The organism is Streptomyces bluensis, assembly GCF_014650715.1.
Taxonomy (GTDB): domain Bacteria; phylum Actinomycetota; class Actinomycetes; order Streptomycetales; family Streptomycetaceae; genus Streptomyces; species Streptomyces bluensis.
In genome coordinates, this window is the sequence record NZ_BMVM01000004.1 from 120,165 (window position 1) to 136,729 (window position 16,565).

Here is a 16,565-nt window from a genome sequence, read left to right on the forward strand (position 1 = left end):
CTGTCTTACTTCTCCTCGGTACGGGTCTGGAGGGTGTCGGGCACGTTCTTGGTCTCGAAGACAGCGCCGCCGAGCAGCAGGTACAGCACGGCCATACGGATGGAGACCCCGTTGGCGACCTGCTCGATCGCGGTGCACCGGTCGGAGTCGGCGACCTCGGCGGTGATCTCCATGCCGCGCACCATCGGGCCGGGGTGCATCACGATGGAGTGCTCGGGCATCCGCGCCATGCGCTCGCCGTCGAGGCCGTAACGCCGGGAGTACTCGCGCTCGGTCGGGAAGAACGCGGCGTTCATGCGCTCACGCTGCACGCGCAGCATCATCACCGCGTCCGATTTCGGCAGGGTGGCGTCGAGGTCGTAGCTGATCTCGCAGGGCCAGGACTCGATGCCGACCGGCAGCAGCGTGGGCGGCGCGACGAGCGTGACCTCGGCGCCGAGGGTGTGCAGCAGGTCGACGTTGGAGCGGGCGACGCGGCTGTGCAGGATGTCGCCGACGATCGTGATGCGTCGGCCGTCGAGGTCCTGGCCGAGCCCGGCGTCCCGGCCGACGAGGCGGCGGCGCATGGTGAAGGCGTCCAGCAGGGCCTGGGTGGGGTGCTGGTGGGTGCCGTCGCCGGCGTTGACGACGGCGGCGTCGATCCAGCCGGAGTTCGCCAGGCGGTACGGGGCCCCCGAGGCGCCGTGCCGGATGACGACGGCGTCGACGCCCATGGCCTCCAGGGTCTGGGCGGTGTCCTTGAGGGACTCGCCCTTGGACACGCTCGAACCCTTGGCGGAGAAGTTGATCACGTCCGCGGAGAGGCGCTTCTCGGCGGCCTCGAAGGAGATCCGGGTCCGGGTGGAGTCCTCGAAGAAGAGGTTGACGATGGTACGGCCGCGCAGGGTCGGCAGTTTCTTGATCGGCCGGTCGGCGACCCGGGACATCTCCTCGGCGGTGTCGAGGATCCGGATGGCGTCGTCACGGGTGAGGTCGGCGGCCGAGATGAGATGGCGCTGCATCTTTCAGGCTCCGTAAGGCAGTTCAGGTCGGGAGGCGAGGCCCCGCCACGGTGGCGCGGCCGGGCAGGCGGGCGCGCACGAGCGCACTGAGCAGGCGTACGGCAGCGCCGTACGCCGGAGCGCTACTGCTGCGCGCCCGGGGCGGTCCGCTTGGCTCCGAGCAGGACGGTGTCCCGACCGTCCTCCTCGGCGAGCTGGACCTTGACCGTCTCCCGCAGCGACGTGGGGAGGTTCTTGCCGACGTAGTCGGCGCGGATGGGCAGTTCGCGGTGGCCGCGGTCGACGAGAACCGCGAGCTGCACCGCACGCGGGCGCCCGATGTCGTTCAGCGCGTCGAGCGCGGCGCGGATGGTGCGGCCGGAGAAGAGCACGTCGTCGACGAGGACGACCAGACGGCCGTCGACGCCGTCACCGGGGATCTCCGTGCGGGCCAGGGCACGCGGCGGCTGCAGGCGCAGGTCGTCGCGGTACATGGTGATGTCGAGCGAGCCGACCGGGATCTTGCGGTCGGTGATCTCCGCGAGCTTGGCGGCGATCCGCTGGGCGAGGAAGACTCCCCGGGTCGGAATGCCGAGGAGCACCACGTCGTCGGCGCCCTTGGCGCGCTCGACGATCTCGTGGGCGATGCGGGTCAGTACCCGGGCGATGTCGGGGCCCTCAAGCACGGGCCTCGGATCTGGCGCTTGCGTGTCCATACGAAACGGACCTCCTTCTCCGCCTCACGGGACGGACCTTAAAGGACGTCGGATTTGCGCCATCAACGGTAGCAGGCCGGAACAACGGCCCTGATCACCCCCCTGGAGTAACGGATGGGGGGTTACCACGGAAGAGTCGGTCCGGACCATTCGGCTTGACGGGGCAGAGTAACGCTGCGTAACCTCACAGTGAGTCACCAGCCGTGCGGCACCACCGCACGTCGACACAGCGTCCGGGAGCTATATGTCCAGCGAATACGCCAAACAGCTCGGGGCCAAGCTCCGGGCCATCCGCACCCAGCAGGGCCTTTCCCTCCACGGTGTCGAGGAGAAGTCCCAGGGACGCTGGAAGGCGGTCGTGGTCGGTTCGTACGAGCGCGGCGACCGCGCCGTCACCGTGCAGCGCCTTGCCGAACTGGCCGATTTCTACGGGGTTCCGGTGCAGGAGCTGCTGCCGGGCAGCACTCCCGGTGGGGCCGCCGAGCCGCCGCCGAAGCTCGTGCTGGACCTGGAGCGCCTGGCCCACGTGCCTGTCGAGAAGGCGGGCCCTCTGCAGCGCTACGCGGCGACCATCCAGTCCCAGCGCGGTGACTACAACGGCAAGGTGCTGTCGATCCGCCAGGACGACCTGCGCACACTCGCCGTGATCTACGACCAGTCGCCCTCGGTCCTCACCGAGCAGCTGATCAGCTGGGGTGTCCTCGACGCGGACGCGCGCCGAGCGGTGTCCCACGACGAGAGCTGAGAGCCCCGGCTCCCAGCAGAAACGTGCCGTCGGGGTGGCCGGAACCGAAAGATTCCGGCCACCCCGACGGCTTTTCGTACGGGCTCTGCGCCCCCGGGGGGGGGACCGCACCCCCATGGTGCGCTACTCGCGACGCAACGACGGCTTCAGATCCTTGAAGCGCCCCAGCAGACCGTTCACGAACGCGGGCGACTCATCCGTCGAGAACTCCTTGGCCAGCTGCACCATCTCGTCCAGCACCACGGCGTCCGGAGTCCCGTCGACCCAGATCAGTTCGTACGCACCGAGACGCAGGATGTTGCGGTCCACGACCGGCATCCTGTCGAGCGTCCACCCCACCGCGTACTGCGTGATCAGCTCGTCGATCCGCTCCGAGTACTTCGCGTAGCCCTCGACCAGCTCCATCGTGTACTCGCTCACGGGAGGCTGGCGCGGGTCGGTCCGGCTGTGCCGGATCCAGTCCGCGAGGACCGTCAGGACGTCGGCCCCGCGCTGGTCGCCCTCGAAGAGGATCTGGAAGGCACGCTTACGGGCCGTGTTACGGGCAGCCACGGTTAGCTGTTCACCCGGCCGAGGTAGTCGCTCGTGCGGGTGTCGACCTTGATCTTCTCACCGGTGGTGATGAAGAGCGGGACCTGGATCTGGTGGCCGGTCTCCAGCGTGGCGGGCTTGGTGCCGCCGGTGGAGCGGTCGCCCTGGACGCCCGGCTCCGTCTCGGCGATGCTCAGCTCGACGGCGGCGGGCAGCTCGACGAAGAGCACCTCGCCCTCGTGCTGGGCGACGGTGGCCTCGAAGCCCTCGATGAGGAAGTTCGCGGCGTCGCCGACGACCTTGCGGTCGATGTGGAGCTGGTCGTAGGTCTCCATGTCCATGAAGACGAAGTAGTCGCCGTCCATGTAGGAGAACTGCATGTCGCGCTTGTCGACGGTGGCCGTTTCGACCTTGACGCCGGCGTTGAAGGTCTTGTCGACGACCTTGCCGGAGAGCACGTTCTTGAGCTTGGTGCGCACGAAGGCCGGGCCCTTGCCGGGCTTGACGTGCTGGAACTCGACAACGGACCAGAGCTGGCCGCCGTCGAGCTTGAGCACCATGCCGTTCTTGAGGTCGTTCGTGGAAGCCACGGTTGCGGAATCTCCTGGACTGACGTGGACGACCCCGGGGCACGCGCGAGCGGCGCCGGGGAAGGGCGGGTGCGTTCCTGCGTCGTTCGCGGCGAGAGTACGTGCCGGGCGGCGTGGGAACGTGCCTGAACTTCCCTGGTGTCGCTAGAGCGCGAGCAGCTCCTTGGTCGTGATGGTGAGTAGCTCGGGTCCGCCGTCCGCCTCGGGGCGGACGACGAGCGTGTCATCGATCCGGACGCCGCCCCGGCCCGGGAGGTGGACCCCCGGTTCGACGGTGACCGGCACGCAAGCGTCCAGTTTACCCATGGCCGCGGGAGCCAACTGCGGGTCCTCGTCGATTTCGAGTCCGACCCCGTGTCCCATCAGCGGTGGGAGGCCTTCCGCATACCCGGCGGAGTCCAGCACCTGACGGGCCGCGCGGTCCACGTCACGGTACGCCGCGCCGGGGGCCAGCGTCTCACGGCCGGAGCGCTGGGCGGCGAAGACCAGGTCGTACAGGTCGATCTGCCAGTCGGCCGGGGATGTGCCGATGACGAAGGTACGCCCGATCTCACAGCGGTACCCGCGGTACGCCGCGCCCAGGCAGACGGAGAGGAAGTCGCCCTCCTCGACGCGGCGGTCGGTGGGGCGGTGCAGGCGACGGCCGGCGTTGGGGCCGGTGGCGACGGAGGTCGCGAAGGCCGGGCCGTCGGCGCCGTGGTCGACGAGCCGGCGCTCCAGTTCCAGGGCGAGATGACGTTCGGTACGGCCGACGAGGATCGACTCCAGCAACTCGCTCAGCGCCTGGTCGGCGATCTCCGCGCCGATCCGCAGGCAGGAGATCTCCTCCTCGTCCTTGACGACGCGCAGCTGCTCGACCATGCCGCCGAGGTCGGCGAGGCGCAGCCGGGGGGCCACCGAGGCGATGGCGCGGTGCCGGGTGACGGTGAGGTGGTGTTCCTCGACCGCGAGTGACTCGGCGCCCTCGGCCGCGGCGAGGTCGGCTGCGGCGACCGCGGGATCACCGCCCGCGCCGGGCAGCGGGCGCACCCGCAACACCTCGTCGGGACGTGCGTCGTGGTCACGCCCGCCACCTGGTGCGTCGCCGCACAGCAGCAGGTCGTCCTCCGTGCCCAGCAGCAGGACGGCGCCCTGGGGTGCGGCCCCCGCGAGATAGCGCACGTTGGCCGGGCGGGTGATGAGCGCGGTCGCGCTGCCGCCCGCGATGCAGTACTCCCGTAGCCGGGCCCGGCGGGCCGCGTACACCTCTGACATGTGCCGAGCCTATGGGCGGTGGCCGAATACCGCCGGTCCAGGAGGGCCGGTCGGGCGGCGGCCCGGTGGGTGGGGCACAGCACACGGCGCTGAGGCGTGTCCGTACCCATCAGGGGCGCGGGCGTGTACGTACCCCACCAGGGGCGCACGCCCCGGCGATCACGCGCCCTCGGGCCCGCCTCCCTACCACTTCGGCGGGCTCGCGATCGACCGGGCCAGTACGTCGTCCAGGAGCCGTGCCGTCGCGGGCACATCAAGCTGGGAGTTGTCGATGATGGGCAGCCCGGAGCCGTACCAGCCGGCCATGCGGCCGTGGATGCGCGCGACCTCCTCGTCGGTGAGGCGGCGGTTGCCCGTGCGCTCGGCGTTGCGCTCCAGGACGATCTCCAGGCCGGGCAACAGCACGACCGGGAGCAGCCCGGGGCCGACGTGCCGCTTCCAGCCACCGAGACCCACGACCGGGCGGTCCGGGAAGACGGCGTCGTCGAGGATGCAGGAGATGCCGTTCGCCAGGAAGTTACGGGCGGCGAAACCGCAGGTGCGGCGGGCGAGACGGTACTGCGCCTCCGAGTGGTCGTTCCACCCGGACTGCGGGTCGGCGAAACCCGAGCGCACCCATTCGCGGACGTCGTCGAGGCTGATGTGGGCCGTGGGCACCGGGCGGTGGTCCGCCCAGTACTTGGCCACGCTCGTCTTGCCCGCGCCCGCCGGGCCGATGAGCAGGACCGCGAGCGTGGTGGCCGCCGCGTCGGGCACGCCCGCGGCGGGCGGGGCGCTCGGTATGCCGACGGGGCCGCCCGGTGGCAGTTGCACATGTCCGGTCATATCCCGCGCGGGCGGGGCGGAGGCGGGTTGCGGCGGTGCGTGGTGCGGGACCTGCGGAGCACCCGGCGGGACCGGTGCTCCGACGAACCCCGGCGGGGGCGGGGTCGACGGTGCGGGCCCCGGGTGTCCCGGCTGGTGTCCGGCCGGCGACCAGCCGGTCGACGGTCCCTGCCCCGGCTGGTGGGGCGGCGGCAGCGGAGCTCCCACTGCGTGCTGCATCCGGTGCCACTCCGTCTCGTACAGTCACATTGGCGCTGGCAGGCGGGGCGCTGGCACCCAGTCCCCTCCCGAACGGTACCGCCCCCGGCCGTCGTTTGGTGAACGGCCGGGGGCGGTCCGAAGTGCCCATGCTCACAAGGCGAATCGGGCCTACGGCGTCCCAACGGGCGTTACTGCCCCACTTCGCCGTAGGCGGCGAGCAGGACGGCCGGGTCGGGGCCCTCCAGGACGGTGGGCTTGGCCAGTCCGTCGAGGACGATGAAGCGCAGCAGATCGCCGCGGGACTTCTTGTCGACCTTCATCGTCTCCAGCAGCCTGGGCCACTGGTCGTGGCGGTAGTGCAGCGGCAGGCCCACCGACTCCAGGACGGTACGGTGGCGGTCGGCCGTCGCATCGTCCAACCGGCCCGCCAGACGCCCGAGTTCGGCGGCGAAGTGCATGCCCACCGAGACGGCCGCACCGTGCCGCCACGTGTAGCGCTCGTTCTTCTCGATCGCGTGCCCGAGGGTGTGCCCGTAGTTGAGGATCTCGCGCAGCCCGGACTCCTTCAGGTCGGACGAGACGACCTCGGCCTTGACCTTGATGGACCGCTCGATCAGCTCGGCGGTGTGCGGACCGGCCGGGGTGCGGGCGGCCTGTGGGTCGGACTCGATCAGCTCAAGGATCACCGGATCGGCGATGAAACCGGCCTTGATGACCTCGGCGAGCCCGGACACGTAGTCGTTGACCGGCAGCGAGTCCAGCGCGGCCAGGTCGCACAGCACACCGGCCGGCGGGTGGAAGGCGCCGACGAGGTTCTTGCCCTCGGCCGTGTTGATACCGGTCTTGCCGCCGACGGCCGCGTCCACCATGCCCAGCACGGTGGTGGGGATGGCGATCCAGCGCACCCCGCGCAGCCAGGTCGCGGCCACGAACCCGGCCAGGTCCGTGGTGGCGCCCCCGCCCACGCCCACGATGACGTCCGTGCGCGTGAACCCGGACTGGCCCAGCGCCTTCCAGCAGTAGGCGGCGACCTCGGCGGTCTTGGCCTCCTCCGCGTTCGGCACCTGGATCGCGACGGCCTCGTACCCCTGCTCCGCCAGATCGGCCCGCAGCGCCTCCCCGGTCCCGTCCAGCGCCTCGGGGTGGATGACGGCCACCCGCTTGGCCGCGCTCCCGATCAACCCGCCCAGTTCGCCGAGGAGTTGCCGGCCGACCAGGACCTCGTAGGGGTCGGTGCCCGCTGTGCCGCCGACCTGGATCCGGGTGACTGCCTCGCTCATGCTTCCTTCAACTCCGTTGCGTCCAGGACGGCTTGGGTGACTTCTTCGGGCGTGCGGTGGTCGGTGGGGACGACCGCGTGGGCGACCTCGGTGTACAGATGGCGGCGGGCATCCATCAGCTCCCGCCACTGCCGGCGCGGGTTGACCGCGAGCAGCGGGCGGGCCGTGTTCAGGCCGGTGCGCCGGACCGCCTCCTCCACGTCCATCGACAGGTAGACCACCCGCAGGCCGGCCAGCGCCGCGCGGGTGTCGGCGTCGAGGACGGAACCGCCGCCCAGCGCCAATACACCGGTGTGCTCGGCGAGGGCGGTGCGCACCGCCCGCTTCTCGATGGCCCGGAAGGCGGGCTCGCCCTCGTCGACGAAGATGTCCGCGATCGTGCGGCCCTGCTCCGCGACGATGTCGTTGTCGGTGTCCCGGTAGCCCACGCCGAGCCGCTCGGCCAGCAGCTGCCCGACGGTGGACTTGCCGACGCCCATCGGACCGACCAGGACGATCAGCGGGGCGCTCATCGAATCGCCAGGTTCTCAAGGTACGACCGCACGTTGCGGCGGGTCTCCACCACACTGTCGCCGCCGAACTTCTCCGCCACCGCGTCCGCGAGCACCAGCGCGACCATCGCCTCGGCGACGATACCGGCGGCGGGGACCGCGCAGACGTCGGAGCGCTGGTGATGGGCCTTGGCCTCCTCACCGGTGGCCACGTCGATGGTGGCCAGGGCCCGCGGTACGGTCGCGATCGGCTTCATCGCCGCTCGCACCCGCAGCAACTCGCCCGTGGTCAGACCGCCCTCGGTGCCGCCCGAGCGTCCCGTGGCGCGCCGGACGCCTTCGTCGGTCTGCACGATCTCGTCATGTGCCTTGGAGCCCGGCACCCGGGCCAGTTCGAAGCCGTCCCCGACCTCGACGCCCTTGATCGCCTGGATGCCCATCAGCGCGCCCGCGAGGCGCGCGTCCAGCCGTCGGTCCCAGTGCACATGCGAGCCGAGCCCGACCGGCACCCCGTACGCCAGCACCTCCACGACGCCGCCGAGTGTGTCGCCGTCCTTGTGGGCCTGGTCGATCTCCGCGACCATCGCCTTCGACGCGTCCGCGTCCAGGCAGCGCACCGGGTCGGCGTCCAGCTTCTCCACGTCCGAGGGCGTGGGGTAGACGCCGTAGGGGGCCTTCGCCGCCGCCAGCTCCACCACGTGCGAGAGGATCTCGATCCCGGCGGTCTCCTTCAGGTACGACCGTGCCACCGCACCCAGGGCCACCCGGGCGGCCGTCTCCCGCGCACTCGCCCGCTCCAGCACCGGACGCGCCTCGTCGAACCCGTACTTCTGCATGCCCGCGAGGTCCGCATGGCCGGGCCGGGGACGGGTCAGGGGCGCGTTACGGGCCAGACCGGCGAGCACCTCCGGGTCCACCGGGTCGGCCGCCATCACCTGCTCCCACTTCGGCCACTCGGTGTTGCCCACCATGATCGCCACCGGGGAGCCGAGGGTCAGGCCGTGCCGTACGCCGCCGATGAAGGTGATCTCGTCCCGCTCGAACTTCATGCGCGCACCGCGTCCGTAGCCGAGCCGGCGCCGAGCCAGGTGGTCCGCCACCATCGCCGTGGTGATCGGCACGCCGGCGGGAAGGCCCTCCAGCGTCGCGACGAGTGCGGGACCGTGGGACTCCCCCGCGGTCAGCCAGCGCAACCTGCTCAACGGTGCTCCTCAGTGCTCGCGCCCTGGTACTGCGTACTGCCCTTGCGTACGCGCGTCCTCGCGTACGGCGACGGCGCCACCGGGTGCGCGGCCCGGGCCCGCCACCTCCGATCCTCCCACGTCCGGGACCGGGGCCGGTCGCAGGTCCATCAGGCGGACGCGACGGGACCGCAGCCGCGGGCTCCCCGCCCGTGGCGCCATCCGTCCGCTCACGCCTCCCGACCGGCCAGAGCGTGTTCCCCCGCTTTTCGCATGACGTCCAGCGGGGCCGGGGCACGCCCCGTCATCTGCTCGACCTGGAGCACCGCCTGGTGCACGAGCAGGTCGAGTCCGCTGACGACAGCGCCGCCGCAGGCGGACCAGCGTGCCGCGAGCGCCGTCGGCCACGGGTCGTAGAGCACGTCGAAGAGGGTCGCGGGCCGTTCCGGGATGTGCGCGGCCAGTGCGTCGGTCGTGCCGGCCGGGGTGGTGGCGATGACGAGCGGCGCGCCGAGCGCCTGTGCCGCGTCCGCCCAGTCCGCCGTGCGCACGTCGACGTCGAGCCGCTCGCCCCACTGCCGCATCTCGGCGGCGCGCGCCTCGCTCCGTACGTACGCGACGACCTCACCGGTGCAGATCCGGGCGAGTGCCGCCAGCGCGGAGGAGGCGGTGGCGCCCGCACCGAGGATCGCGGCCGCGTCCACCTGCTCGATGCCCCGCTCACGCAGGGCGGCGATCATGCCGGGGATGTCGGTGTTGTCACCGAGGCTCCGCCCGTCCTCGGTGAACACGACGGTGTTGACGGCCTCGACTGAGGCCGCAGTCTCGCTGATCTCGTCGAGCAGTGGGATGACGGCCCGCTTCAGCGGCATGGTCAGCGACAGCCCGGCCCACTCGGGGCCCAGCTTCCCGAAGAACTCGGCCAGCGCCTCCTCGTCCACCTCGAAGCGGTCGTACGACCAGTCGTCGAGCCCCAGCGCCGTGTACGCGGCCCGGTGCAGCGCCGGGGAGAGCGAGTGGGCGATCGGGGAGCCGAGGACGGCGGCTCGGCGCTTGCTGTCGCTGCGGGTCATTGTCCGTTCTTCTGTGCTTCGAGGTACTTTTCGCGATTGCGGTTCTGTTCTTCGTTGGTCTCGGCGAAGAGTGTCTCGTCCTCGCTGATCGAGACGAAGTAATACCAGTTGCCCTTGGCCGGATTGAGGGCCGCCTCGATCGCCACCTGGCCCGGATTGTTGATCGGTCCGGGCGGCAGACCCTTGATCTTGTAGGTGTTGTACGGGTCGTCGATCTGCCTCAGCTGGTCGACCGATCCCGTGGCCAGCTTGGACTCGCCGCGCAGGTAGTTCACCGTGGAGTCGAAGTCGAGCAGGCCGTATGTCTCGGTGTTGTCCGGCTTGAGCCGGTTGTACACGACCCTGGCGACCTTTTCGAAGTCGTCCTTTGACTTGCCCTCCGCCTGGACGAGGCTCGCCACGGTGAGGACCTGGAGCGGAGTGTCGAGGTTCAGCGACCTCGCCTTCTTCTCCAGCCCGAGTTCGGCGTATTTCTGCTTGGAGAAATCGACCATTTCCTTCAGGACGTCCTCGGGCTTCATGCCCTTGGACACGGGATAACTGGACGGGTAGAGGAATCCCTCCAGCGGCTCCTTGATGTCCTGGTTGTCATTGGCCCAGTCCGGAAGGCCGAGGGACTTCCACTCCTTCTTGGCGACCTCCTCGGTCGTGCCCGACTTGACTCCCAGACGTTGGTCGATCAGCTCGTAGATCTGGGTGTTGCGCCGCCCCTCGGCGATGACCAGGTTGTTGCGGCTCTCGTCGCTGAGCATGAGCGAGACGGCGCTCGCGGCGGACATCTCCTTCTTGAGGACGTAGACGCCCGCCTGGATCGTGTCGCCCTCGGCGTTGTTCGCCTGGGCGGTCACGAAGGCGTCGACGCTCTTGACGACGCCGGCCTTCTTCAGCGCCTGCCCGATCGCATAACCGTCCGTCCCCTTGGGAATCGTGACGGTCACCGTCTCGCTCGTGCCGTCGCCCGCGTAGTCGGGAGCCGCGCCGAAACGGCTTTGGTAGAACTGGTAGCCGAAATAACCGACTCCGCCGATGCCGCCGCCGATGACGAGAACGACCACCAGGCAGGCACAGCCGTTGCGGCGCTTCTTGCCCGCCTTGCCGCCCTTGCCGCCTTTGCCCTTCCGGTCTCCACGTCCCCCGCGGCGGCCCGGCTGGTCGGAGTCGTCGTCATCGTCGTCGTTGGCGCCCGCGAAGAAGGCGTGCTCGCCCTGATCGGGGCCAGGGTCCCAGTCCGTCTGCGGTGGCTCGGGCTCCGCCCGGCGGCTCGCCCGGGGCTCCGGCTCCGGTTCCTGCTGTGGGTACGCGTCGTGGCCGCCGTACTGGTCGTGCTGCCCGCCGCCGTACGCGGCGTTCTGCCCCTCGTAGGGGCCCGTCGGACCGGTGGGGTAGGCGGCCTGGACGTGCTCGTGCGTGCCGGTGTCCCAGCCCCCGCCCTGGTAGTGGTGCTGTCCCTGATCGGGGTACTGCTGGTGGCCCTGCCCGGGGTGCTGCGGTTGACCCTGCCCGGGGTACTGCGGGTGACCCTGTCCGTCGTAGTACGGGTAATGCTGCTGCGCCTGGCCGTAGTCGGCCTGCTGGCCGTTGCCCCAGTCGCCGTACTGCGGCTGCTCCGGGTACTGCTGCGGCTGGCCGCCGTAGGGAGGCTGCTGACCCGCGTGGGTCTGCTGTCCTCCCCATCCGCCGTCCCCGTACAACGGGTCCTCGGGATGCCACGGTTCGGAGCCTGGGCTCCGGCCATACTCAGTCATCGATCCCCTAGAGCCGCGAGGCGGCGGTCGCACGGCTCCGCTCCCGTCCCGCCTCGATCTGTGCGGCAGCTGTTCGAATACTGCCGCATCGCGCCGGAACGTTACCGTATCGCGATCAGATGACCACTTCGACGGGGTCTCCGGGTGCTGTACCCGACACCCGCTCGGATTCGAGCGCCTGTTGCAGGATGATCACGGCCGCCGCCTGGTCGATCACCGATCTGCCCTTCTTGGACTTCACGCCGGAGGCGCGCAGTCCCGCACTGGCTGTCACGGTGGTCATCCGCTCGTCCACGAGCCGCACCGGAACGGGGGCGACCATGCGGGCCAACTCCTGGGCGAAGCCCCTCACTTTGACCGCCGCCGGTCCCTCGCCGCCCTTCAGGGAGCGAGGGAGGCCGACGATCACCTCGATGGGCTCGTACTCCTCGACGAGCTGCTTCAACCGGCGCTGCGCGGCCGGGACATCACGTCCCGGAACCGTCTCGACCGGTGTCGCGAGGATCCCGTCGGGGTCGCACGAGGCGACCCCGATCCGGGCGTCCCCTACATCGATCGCGAGCCGACGCCCCTTGCGCATGTTCACCGTCGATTCCTGCGTGGTTCCATCGGGCGCCACCTGGCCGTCTGTCGGGCTCTACTTGGCCGTCTCTGAGACCAGGCGCTCGACCGCGTCGACGGCCTCGCCGACGGCGGCCGGGTTCTGGCCGCCGCCCTGGGCGACGTCCGGCTTGCCGCCACCGCCGCCGCCGAGGGTCTTGGCGGCCGTACGGACCAGGTCGCCGGCCTTCAGACCGCGCTCGCGGGCGGCCTCGTTGGTGGCGATGACCGTCAGCGGCTTGCCGTTGTTCACCGTGAACAGGGCGACCACGGCGGCCCGGCCGCCCGGGATGCGGCCGCGTACGTCGAGGACCAGCCTGCGCAGGTCGTCCGGGGTCGTGCCGTCCGGGACCTGTCCGGTGACCAGTGCGACGCCCCGCACGTCCTTGGCGGACTCGGCGAGCCCGGCGGCGGCCTGGAGGACCTTCTCGGCGCGGAACTTCTCGATCTCCTTCTCGGCGTCCTTCAGCTTGCCGAGCATGGCGGAGACCTTCTCCGGGAGCTCCTCGGGGCGCCCCTTGATCAGTTCCTGGAGCTGGGCCACGACCGTGTGCTCACGGGCCAGGAAGTTGTAGGCGTCGACGCCGACCAGGGCCTCGATACGGCGCACTCCGGAGCCGATCGAGGACTCACCGAGGAGCTTGACCAGGCCCAGCTGGGCGGTGTTGTGGACGTGGGTGCCGCCGCACAGCTCCTTGGAGAAGTCGCCGATGGTGACGACACGGACACGGTCGCCGTACTTCTCGCCGAACTCGGCGATGGCGCCCTGCTTCTTGGCCTCGTCGATGCCCATGACCTCGGCGTGCACGTCGAGATCGCGGGCGAGGACCTCGTTGATCTTCTGCTCGACATCGGTCATCACGGCCGTCGGCACCGCGGACGGCGAACCGAAGTCGAAGCGGAACCGGCCCGGCTGGTTCTCGGAACCGGCCTGGGCGGCCGTCGGGCCGAGGGCGTCGCGCAGGGCCTGGTGGGTGAGGTGGGTGGCCGAGTGGGCGCGGGCGATGGCCTTGCGGCGGCGGGAGTCGATCGAGGCGTGGGCCGTGGCGCCGACGGTGACCTCGCCGACCTGGACGACGCCCTTGTGGACGTACACACCCGGGACCGGCTTCTGGCAGTCACGGACCTCGATGACGGCACCGGAGTCCACCTTGATCCGGCCGGTGTCGCCGATCTGGCCGCCGCCCTCGGCGTAGAACGGCGTGCGGTCGAGGACGATCTCGACCTCGTCGCCCTCGGTGGCGGCGGGCGAGGACAGACCGTCGACGAGGATGCCGACGACCCTGGACTCGCCCTCGGTGTGCGCGTAGCCGATGAAGTCGGTCTCACCGGAGGAGTCGGCGATCTCGCGGTAGGCGCCGAGGTCGGCGTGGCCGGTCTTCTTGGCCCGGGCGTCGGCCTTGGCGCGCTCCCGCTGCTCCTTCATCAGGCGGCGGAAGCCCTCCTCGTCCACGGACAGGCCCTGCTCGGCGGCCATTTCGAGGGTGAGGTCGATCGGGAAGCCCCAGGTGTCGTGGAGCAGGAAGGCCTTGTCGCCGGGCAGGACGGTGGAGCCGGCGGCCTTGATCTCGGTCACGGCGGTGTCGAGGACGTTGGTGCCGGAGTTCAGCGTCTTGAGGAAGCGGGCCTCCTCGGCGAGGGCGACCTTCTCGATGCGCTCGCGGTCGGTGACGAGCTCGGGGTACTGCTGGCCCATCGTCTCGATGACGGTGTCGATCAGGTCCTTCACGACGGGCCCCGTGGCACCGAGGAGCCGCATGTTGCGGATGGCGCGGCGCATGATGCGGCGCAGGACGTAGCCGCGGCCCTCGTTGCCGGGGGTGACTCCGTCGCCGATGAGCATCACGGAGGTGCGCATGTGGTCGGTGACCACGCGCAGGGACACGTCGGAGGCGTGGGCGGCGCCGTAGCGGACGCCGGTGAGCTCCGTGGCCTTGTTGATGACGGCCATGGAGGTGTCGATCTCGTACATGTTCTGCACGCCCTGCAGAATCATGGCGAGACGCTCCAGGCCGAGGCCCGTGTCGATGTTCTTGGCGGGCAGTTCACCGAGGATCGGGAAGTCCTCCTTGCCGGTGCCCTCGCCACGCTCGTACTGCATGAAGACCAGGTTCCAGATCTCCACGTACCGCTCGTCGTTGACGGCGGGGCCGCCCTCCTCGCCGAACTCCGGCCCGCGGTCGTAGTTGATCTCGGAACACGGGCCGCAGGGGCCGGGGACGCCCATGGACCAGAAGTTGGGGCCCATGCCCAGGCGCTGGATGCGCTCGGCGGGGACGCCGACGACGTCGCGCCAGATGCGCTCGGCCTCGTCGTCCTCCTTGTAGACGGTGATCCAGAGCTTCTCCGGGTCCAGGCCGTAGCCCCCCTTGTCCTGGGGGCTGGTGAGCAGCTCCCAGGCGTAGGTGATGGCGCCTTCCTTGAAGTAGTCGCCGAAGGAGAAGTTGCCGCACATCTGGAAGAACGTGCCGTGCCGGGTGGTCTTGCCCACCTCTTCGATGTCCGGCGTGCGCACGCACTTCTGGACGCTGGTGGCGCGGGGGGACGGCGGCGTGGTCTCGCCCAGGAAGTAGGGCTTGAAGGGCACCATGCCGGCGTTGACGAGGAGCAGAGTCGGGTCGTCCGCGATGAGCGACGCCGAAGGGACGACGGTGTGACCGCGCTCCTCGAAGAAGCTCAACCAGCGGCGGCGGATTTCAGCCGACTCCATCAGTGGTCCTCATTCCGGTTGTACGAGTACGCCGTCCCCTCGACGACGTACGTCTTCGGCTTGTTGCGGTTCTCGATCGCGGCGTGACGCCGGGGTGCCGGGAGTTCGTGGTCGGCGGTCGCGTTCAGGCCGAGCGCGTCGCCGAGTTCGGCCTCGCGCTCGGCCATGCCGTCGCGGACGTCGAGTGCGAAGCCGACCGCACGGTCCTTGAGCCGCTGGCCCGTCTCGATCGCCTTGTTCGCCGCCGTCGCGGCGAGACTCTCGGGGGTCAGCTGCCTCAGCTTGCGGTTGACCTTGGTGGTGGCCCACACGCCCGCGGCTGCGCCGGCGGTGAACCAGAAGGTACGGCGGAACATCGGTCAGTCCTTCTTGTCCCGGGTGTTCCGCTTCCCCCGCCGCGCGGACGGGATGGTGCGGCCCACGATCACGGTGCGTCGGGGCGTCTTGGTGGCGGGCTCGTCCTCACGGCGGCCCATGGCGCGGCGCACGCCATAGCCGAACGCCGCCACCTTGACCAGGGGGCCACCGAAGGTGGACGCGACGGTGGTGGAGAGCGCCGACGCGTTGGACGTGACCTCCTGGACGTCCGAGGCGATCGCGTCGACCCGGTCGATCTGGGTCTGCGCGGAGCGGACCGCCTCGGAGGCGTCGGCGAGGAGCGGGACGGCCTGGTCGGTCACGTCCGCGACGAGCTTGGTGGTCGCCTTGAGCGTCTGGGCCAGCCTCGCCAGTGCGACGGCGAGGAAGGAGACCAGGATCGCCCAGAAGACGGCCACCAGGATCCCGGCCACCTCTCCACCGGACACGTGTGCACCCGCTCCCTGGAACACGTCGGAACATGCCTGAACGTCGAAAAGTCGTGCCCCCGAGCCTATCGCGCCGGGGGCGCCCCTCCGTACCGCATTACCTGGCTCCGGCCGAAGAGTGCGAGAGCCCGCCGTCCCGTCCGCCACGGAGGCGGGGAGACGACGGGCTGACGCACGGGACGTACTACGTCCGCTCGCGCTGTGGGGCGATCAGCGGGCGTAGTACTCGACGACGAGCTGCTCGTCGCAGATCACCGGGATCTCCTTGCGGTTCGGCTCGCGGTCCAGGCGGAACGCCAGGGCCTTGAGGTTCACCTGGAGGTAGCGCGGGGTCTCGCCGTCGGCAGCGAAGCCGCCCTCGCGGGCAACCTCGAACAGCGGCTTCTGGCGGCTGCGCTCACGGACCATGACGACGTCGTCCGGCTTGACGCGGAAGGACGGCTTGTCGACCTTGTGGCCGTTGACCTCGATGTGGCCGTGGGTGACCATCTGGCGGGCCTGGTAGATGGTGCGGGCGATGCCCGAACGCAGAACCAGGGCGTCGAGACGACGCTCCAGCTCGATGATCAGGGCCTCACCGGTCTTGCCCTGGACCTTGGAGGCACGCTCGTAGGCGCGGACGAGCTGGCGCTCGGACACGTCGTACTGCGCACGCAGGCGCTGCTTCTCCAGCAGACGGACCTTGTAGTCCGAGTTCTGCTTGCGGCCGCGGCCGTGCTCGCCCGGCGGGTAGGGGCGGGCCTCGAAGTACTTGACGGCCTTCGGGGTCAGCGCGATGCCGAGGGCACGCGACTTCTTGACCTTGGGGCGGGACTGGTTCGCCACTTCTTTTCCTTT

General features: G+C 70.2%; 17 protein-coding genes. 1 reads left to right on the forward strand and 16 read right to left on the reverse strand.

Going from position 1 to position 16,565, the window contains the following annotated elements; all coding sequences use genetic code 11:
* Nucleotides 1–5: 5 nt before the first annotated feature.
* Together IE262_RS13235 and pyrR are read right to left on the reverse strand one after the other, a co-directional pair.
* On the reverse strand, nucleotides 6–1,001 hold the full coding sequence (locus tag IE262_RS13235) for an aspartate carbamoyltransferase catalytic subunit (RefSeq protein WP_134039055.1): 996 nt from the start codon (nucleotides 999–1,001) through the stop codon (nucleotides 6–8).
* A gap of 122 nt (nucleotides 1,002–1,123) precedes the next feature.
* A complete protein-coding gene (gene pyrR / locus IE262_RS13240) occupies nucleotides 1,124–1,696 on the reverse strand; it encodes a bifunctional pyr operon transcriptional regulator/uracil phosphoribosyltransferase PyrR (protein WP_189873710.1) in 573 nt (190 codons plus the stop codon).
* Nucleotides 1,697–1,940: 244 nt separating this feature from the next.
* Between pyrR and bldD the strand changes: the two genes are divergently transcribed.
* Complete coding sequence (gene bldD, locus IE262_RS13245; protein WP_134039057.1) at nucleotides 1,941–2,441, forward strand: transcriptional regulator BldD; 501 nt, start codon at nucleotides 1,941–1,943, stop codon at nucleotides 2,439–2,441.
* 123 nt (nucleotides 2,442–2,564) lie between these two features.
* Here the strand turns inward: bldD and nusB are convergent, their stop codons facing one another.
* The 14 genes from nusB to rpsD form a co-directional block, all read right to left on the reverse strand.
* On the reverse strand, nucleotides 2,565–2,993 hold the full coding sequence (gene nusB, locus IE262_RS13250) for a transcription antitermination factor NusB (RefSeq protein WP_134039058.1): 429 nt from the start codon (nucleotides 2,991–2,993) through the stop codon (nucleotides 2,565–2,567).
* Nucleotides 2,994–2,995: 2 nt separating this feature from the next.
* Nucleotides 2,996–3,562 carry an elongation factor P gene (gene efp / locus IE262_RS13255; RefSeq protein WP_134039059.1) on the reverse strand — a complete coding sequence of 189 codons (567 nt, stop codon included), beginning with the start codon at nucleotides 3,560–3,562 and terminating at the stop codon, nucleotides 2,996–2,998.
* A gap of 144 nt (nucleotides 3,563–3,706) precedes the next feature.
* A complete protein-coding gene (locus tag IE262_RS13260; RefSeq protein ID WP_189873712.1) occupies nucleotides 3,707–4,816 on the reverse strand; it encodes an aminopeptidase P family protein in 1,110 nt (369 codons plus the stop codon).
* Nucleotides 4,817–4,999: 183 nt separating this feature from the next.
* The gene (locus tag IE262_RS13265) at nucleotides 5,000–5,860 is read right to left on the reverse strand and encodes a Pro-rich N-terminal domain-containing protein (RefSeq protein ID WP_189873714.1); all 861 of its coding nucleotides are present in this window, start codon (nucleotides 5,858–5,860) and stop codon (nucleotides 5,000–5,002) included.
* Nucleotides 5,861–6,030: 170 nt separating this feature from the next.
* Nucleotides 6,031–7,122 carry a 3-dehydroquinate synthase gene (gene aroB / locus IE262_RS13270; RefSeq protein WP_189873716.1) on the reverse strand — a complete coding sequence of 364 codons (1,092 nt, stop codon included), beginning with the start codon at nucleotides 7,120–7,122 and terminating at the stop codon, nucleotides 6,031–6,033.
* Nucleotides 7,119–7,634 (reverse strand): shikimate kinase, encoded by a 516-nt coding sequence (locus tag IE262_RS13275; RefSeq protein ID WP_189873718.1) that lies wholly within the window; start codon nucleotides 7,632–7,634, stop codon nucleotides 7,119–7,121. The genes aroB and IE262_RS13275 overlap by 4 nt, the downstream gene beginning before the upstream one ends.
* Nucleotides 7,631–8,815: a chorismate synthase gene (aroC, locus tag IE262_RS13280; RefSeq protein WP_189873720.1), complete on the reverse strand. Its 1,185-nt coding sequence runs from the start codon at nucleotides 8,813–8,815 to the stop codon at nucleotides 7,631–7,633. The genes IE262_RS13275 and aroC overlap by 4 nt, the downstream gene beginning before the upstream one ends.
* A gap of 209 nt (nucleotides 8,816–9,024) precedes the next feature.
* Nucleotides 9,025–9,867, reverse strand: a complete 843-nt coding sequence (locus tag IE262_RS13285) for a shikimate dehydrogenase (protein WP_189873722.1) — start codon at nucleotides 9,865–9,867, stop codon at nucleotides 9,025–9,027.
* Nucleotides 9,864–11,612, reverse strand: a complete 1,749-nt coding sequence (gene mltG / locus IE262_RS13290) for an endolytic transglycosylase MltG (protein WP_189873724.1) — start codon at nucleotides 11,610–11,612, stop codon at nucleotides 9,864–9,866. The genes IE262_RS13285 and mltG overlap by 4 nt, the downstream gene beginning before the upstream one ends.
* Nucleotides 11,613–11,727: 115 nt before the next feature.
* The gene (ruvX, locus tag IE262_RS13295; protein WP_229877262.1) at nucleotides 11,728–12,192 is read right to left on the reverse strand and encodes a Holliday junction resolvase RuvX; all 465 of its coding nucleotides are present in this window, start codon (nucleotides 12,190–12,192) and stop codon (nucleotides 11,728–11,730) included.
* Between the two features lie 57 nt (nucleotides 12,193–12,249).
* A complete protein-coding gene (gene alaS, locus IE262_RS13300) occupies nucleotides 12,250–14,922 on the reverse strand; it encodes an alanine--tRNA ligase (protein ID WP_189873728.1) in 2,673 nt (890 codons plus the stop codon).
* Nucleotides 14,922–15,278 carry a DUF6167 family protein gene (locus tag IE262_RS13305; protein ID WP_134039069.1) on the reverse strand — a complete coding sequence of 119 codons (357 nt, stop codon included), beginning with the start codon at nucleotides 15,276–15,278 and terminating at the stop codon, nucleotides 14,922–14,924. Before IE262_RS13305 ends, alaS begins: the two co-directional genes overlap by 1 nt.
* 3 nt (nucleotides 15,279–15,281) lie before the next feature.
* Complete coding sequence (locus IE262_RS13310; RefSeq protein ID WP_134039070.1) at nucleotides 15,282–15,728, reverse strand: DUF948 domain-containing protein; 447 nt, start codon at nucleotides 15,726–15,728, stop codon at nucleotides 15,282–15,284.
* Nucleotides 15,729–15,938: 210 nt separating this feature from the next.
* Nucleotides 15,939–16,553: a 30S ribosomal protein S4 gene (rpsD, locus tag IE262_RS13315; RefSeq protein ID WP_131563026.1), complete on the reverse strand. Its 615-nt coding sequence runs from the start codon at nucleotides 16,551–16,553 to the stop codon at nucleotides 15,939–15,941.
* Nucleotides 16,554–16,565 lie beyond the last annotated feature (12 nt).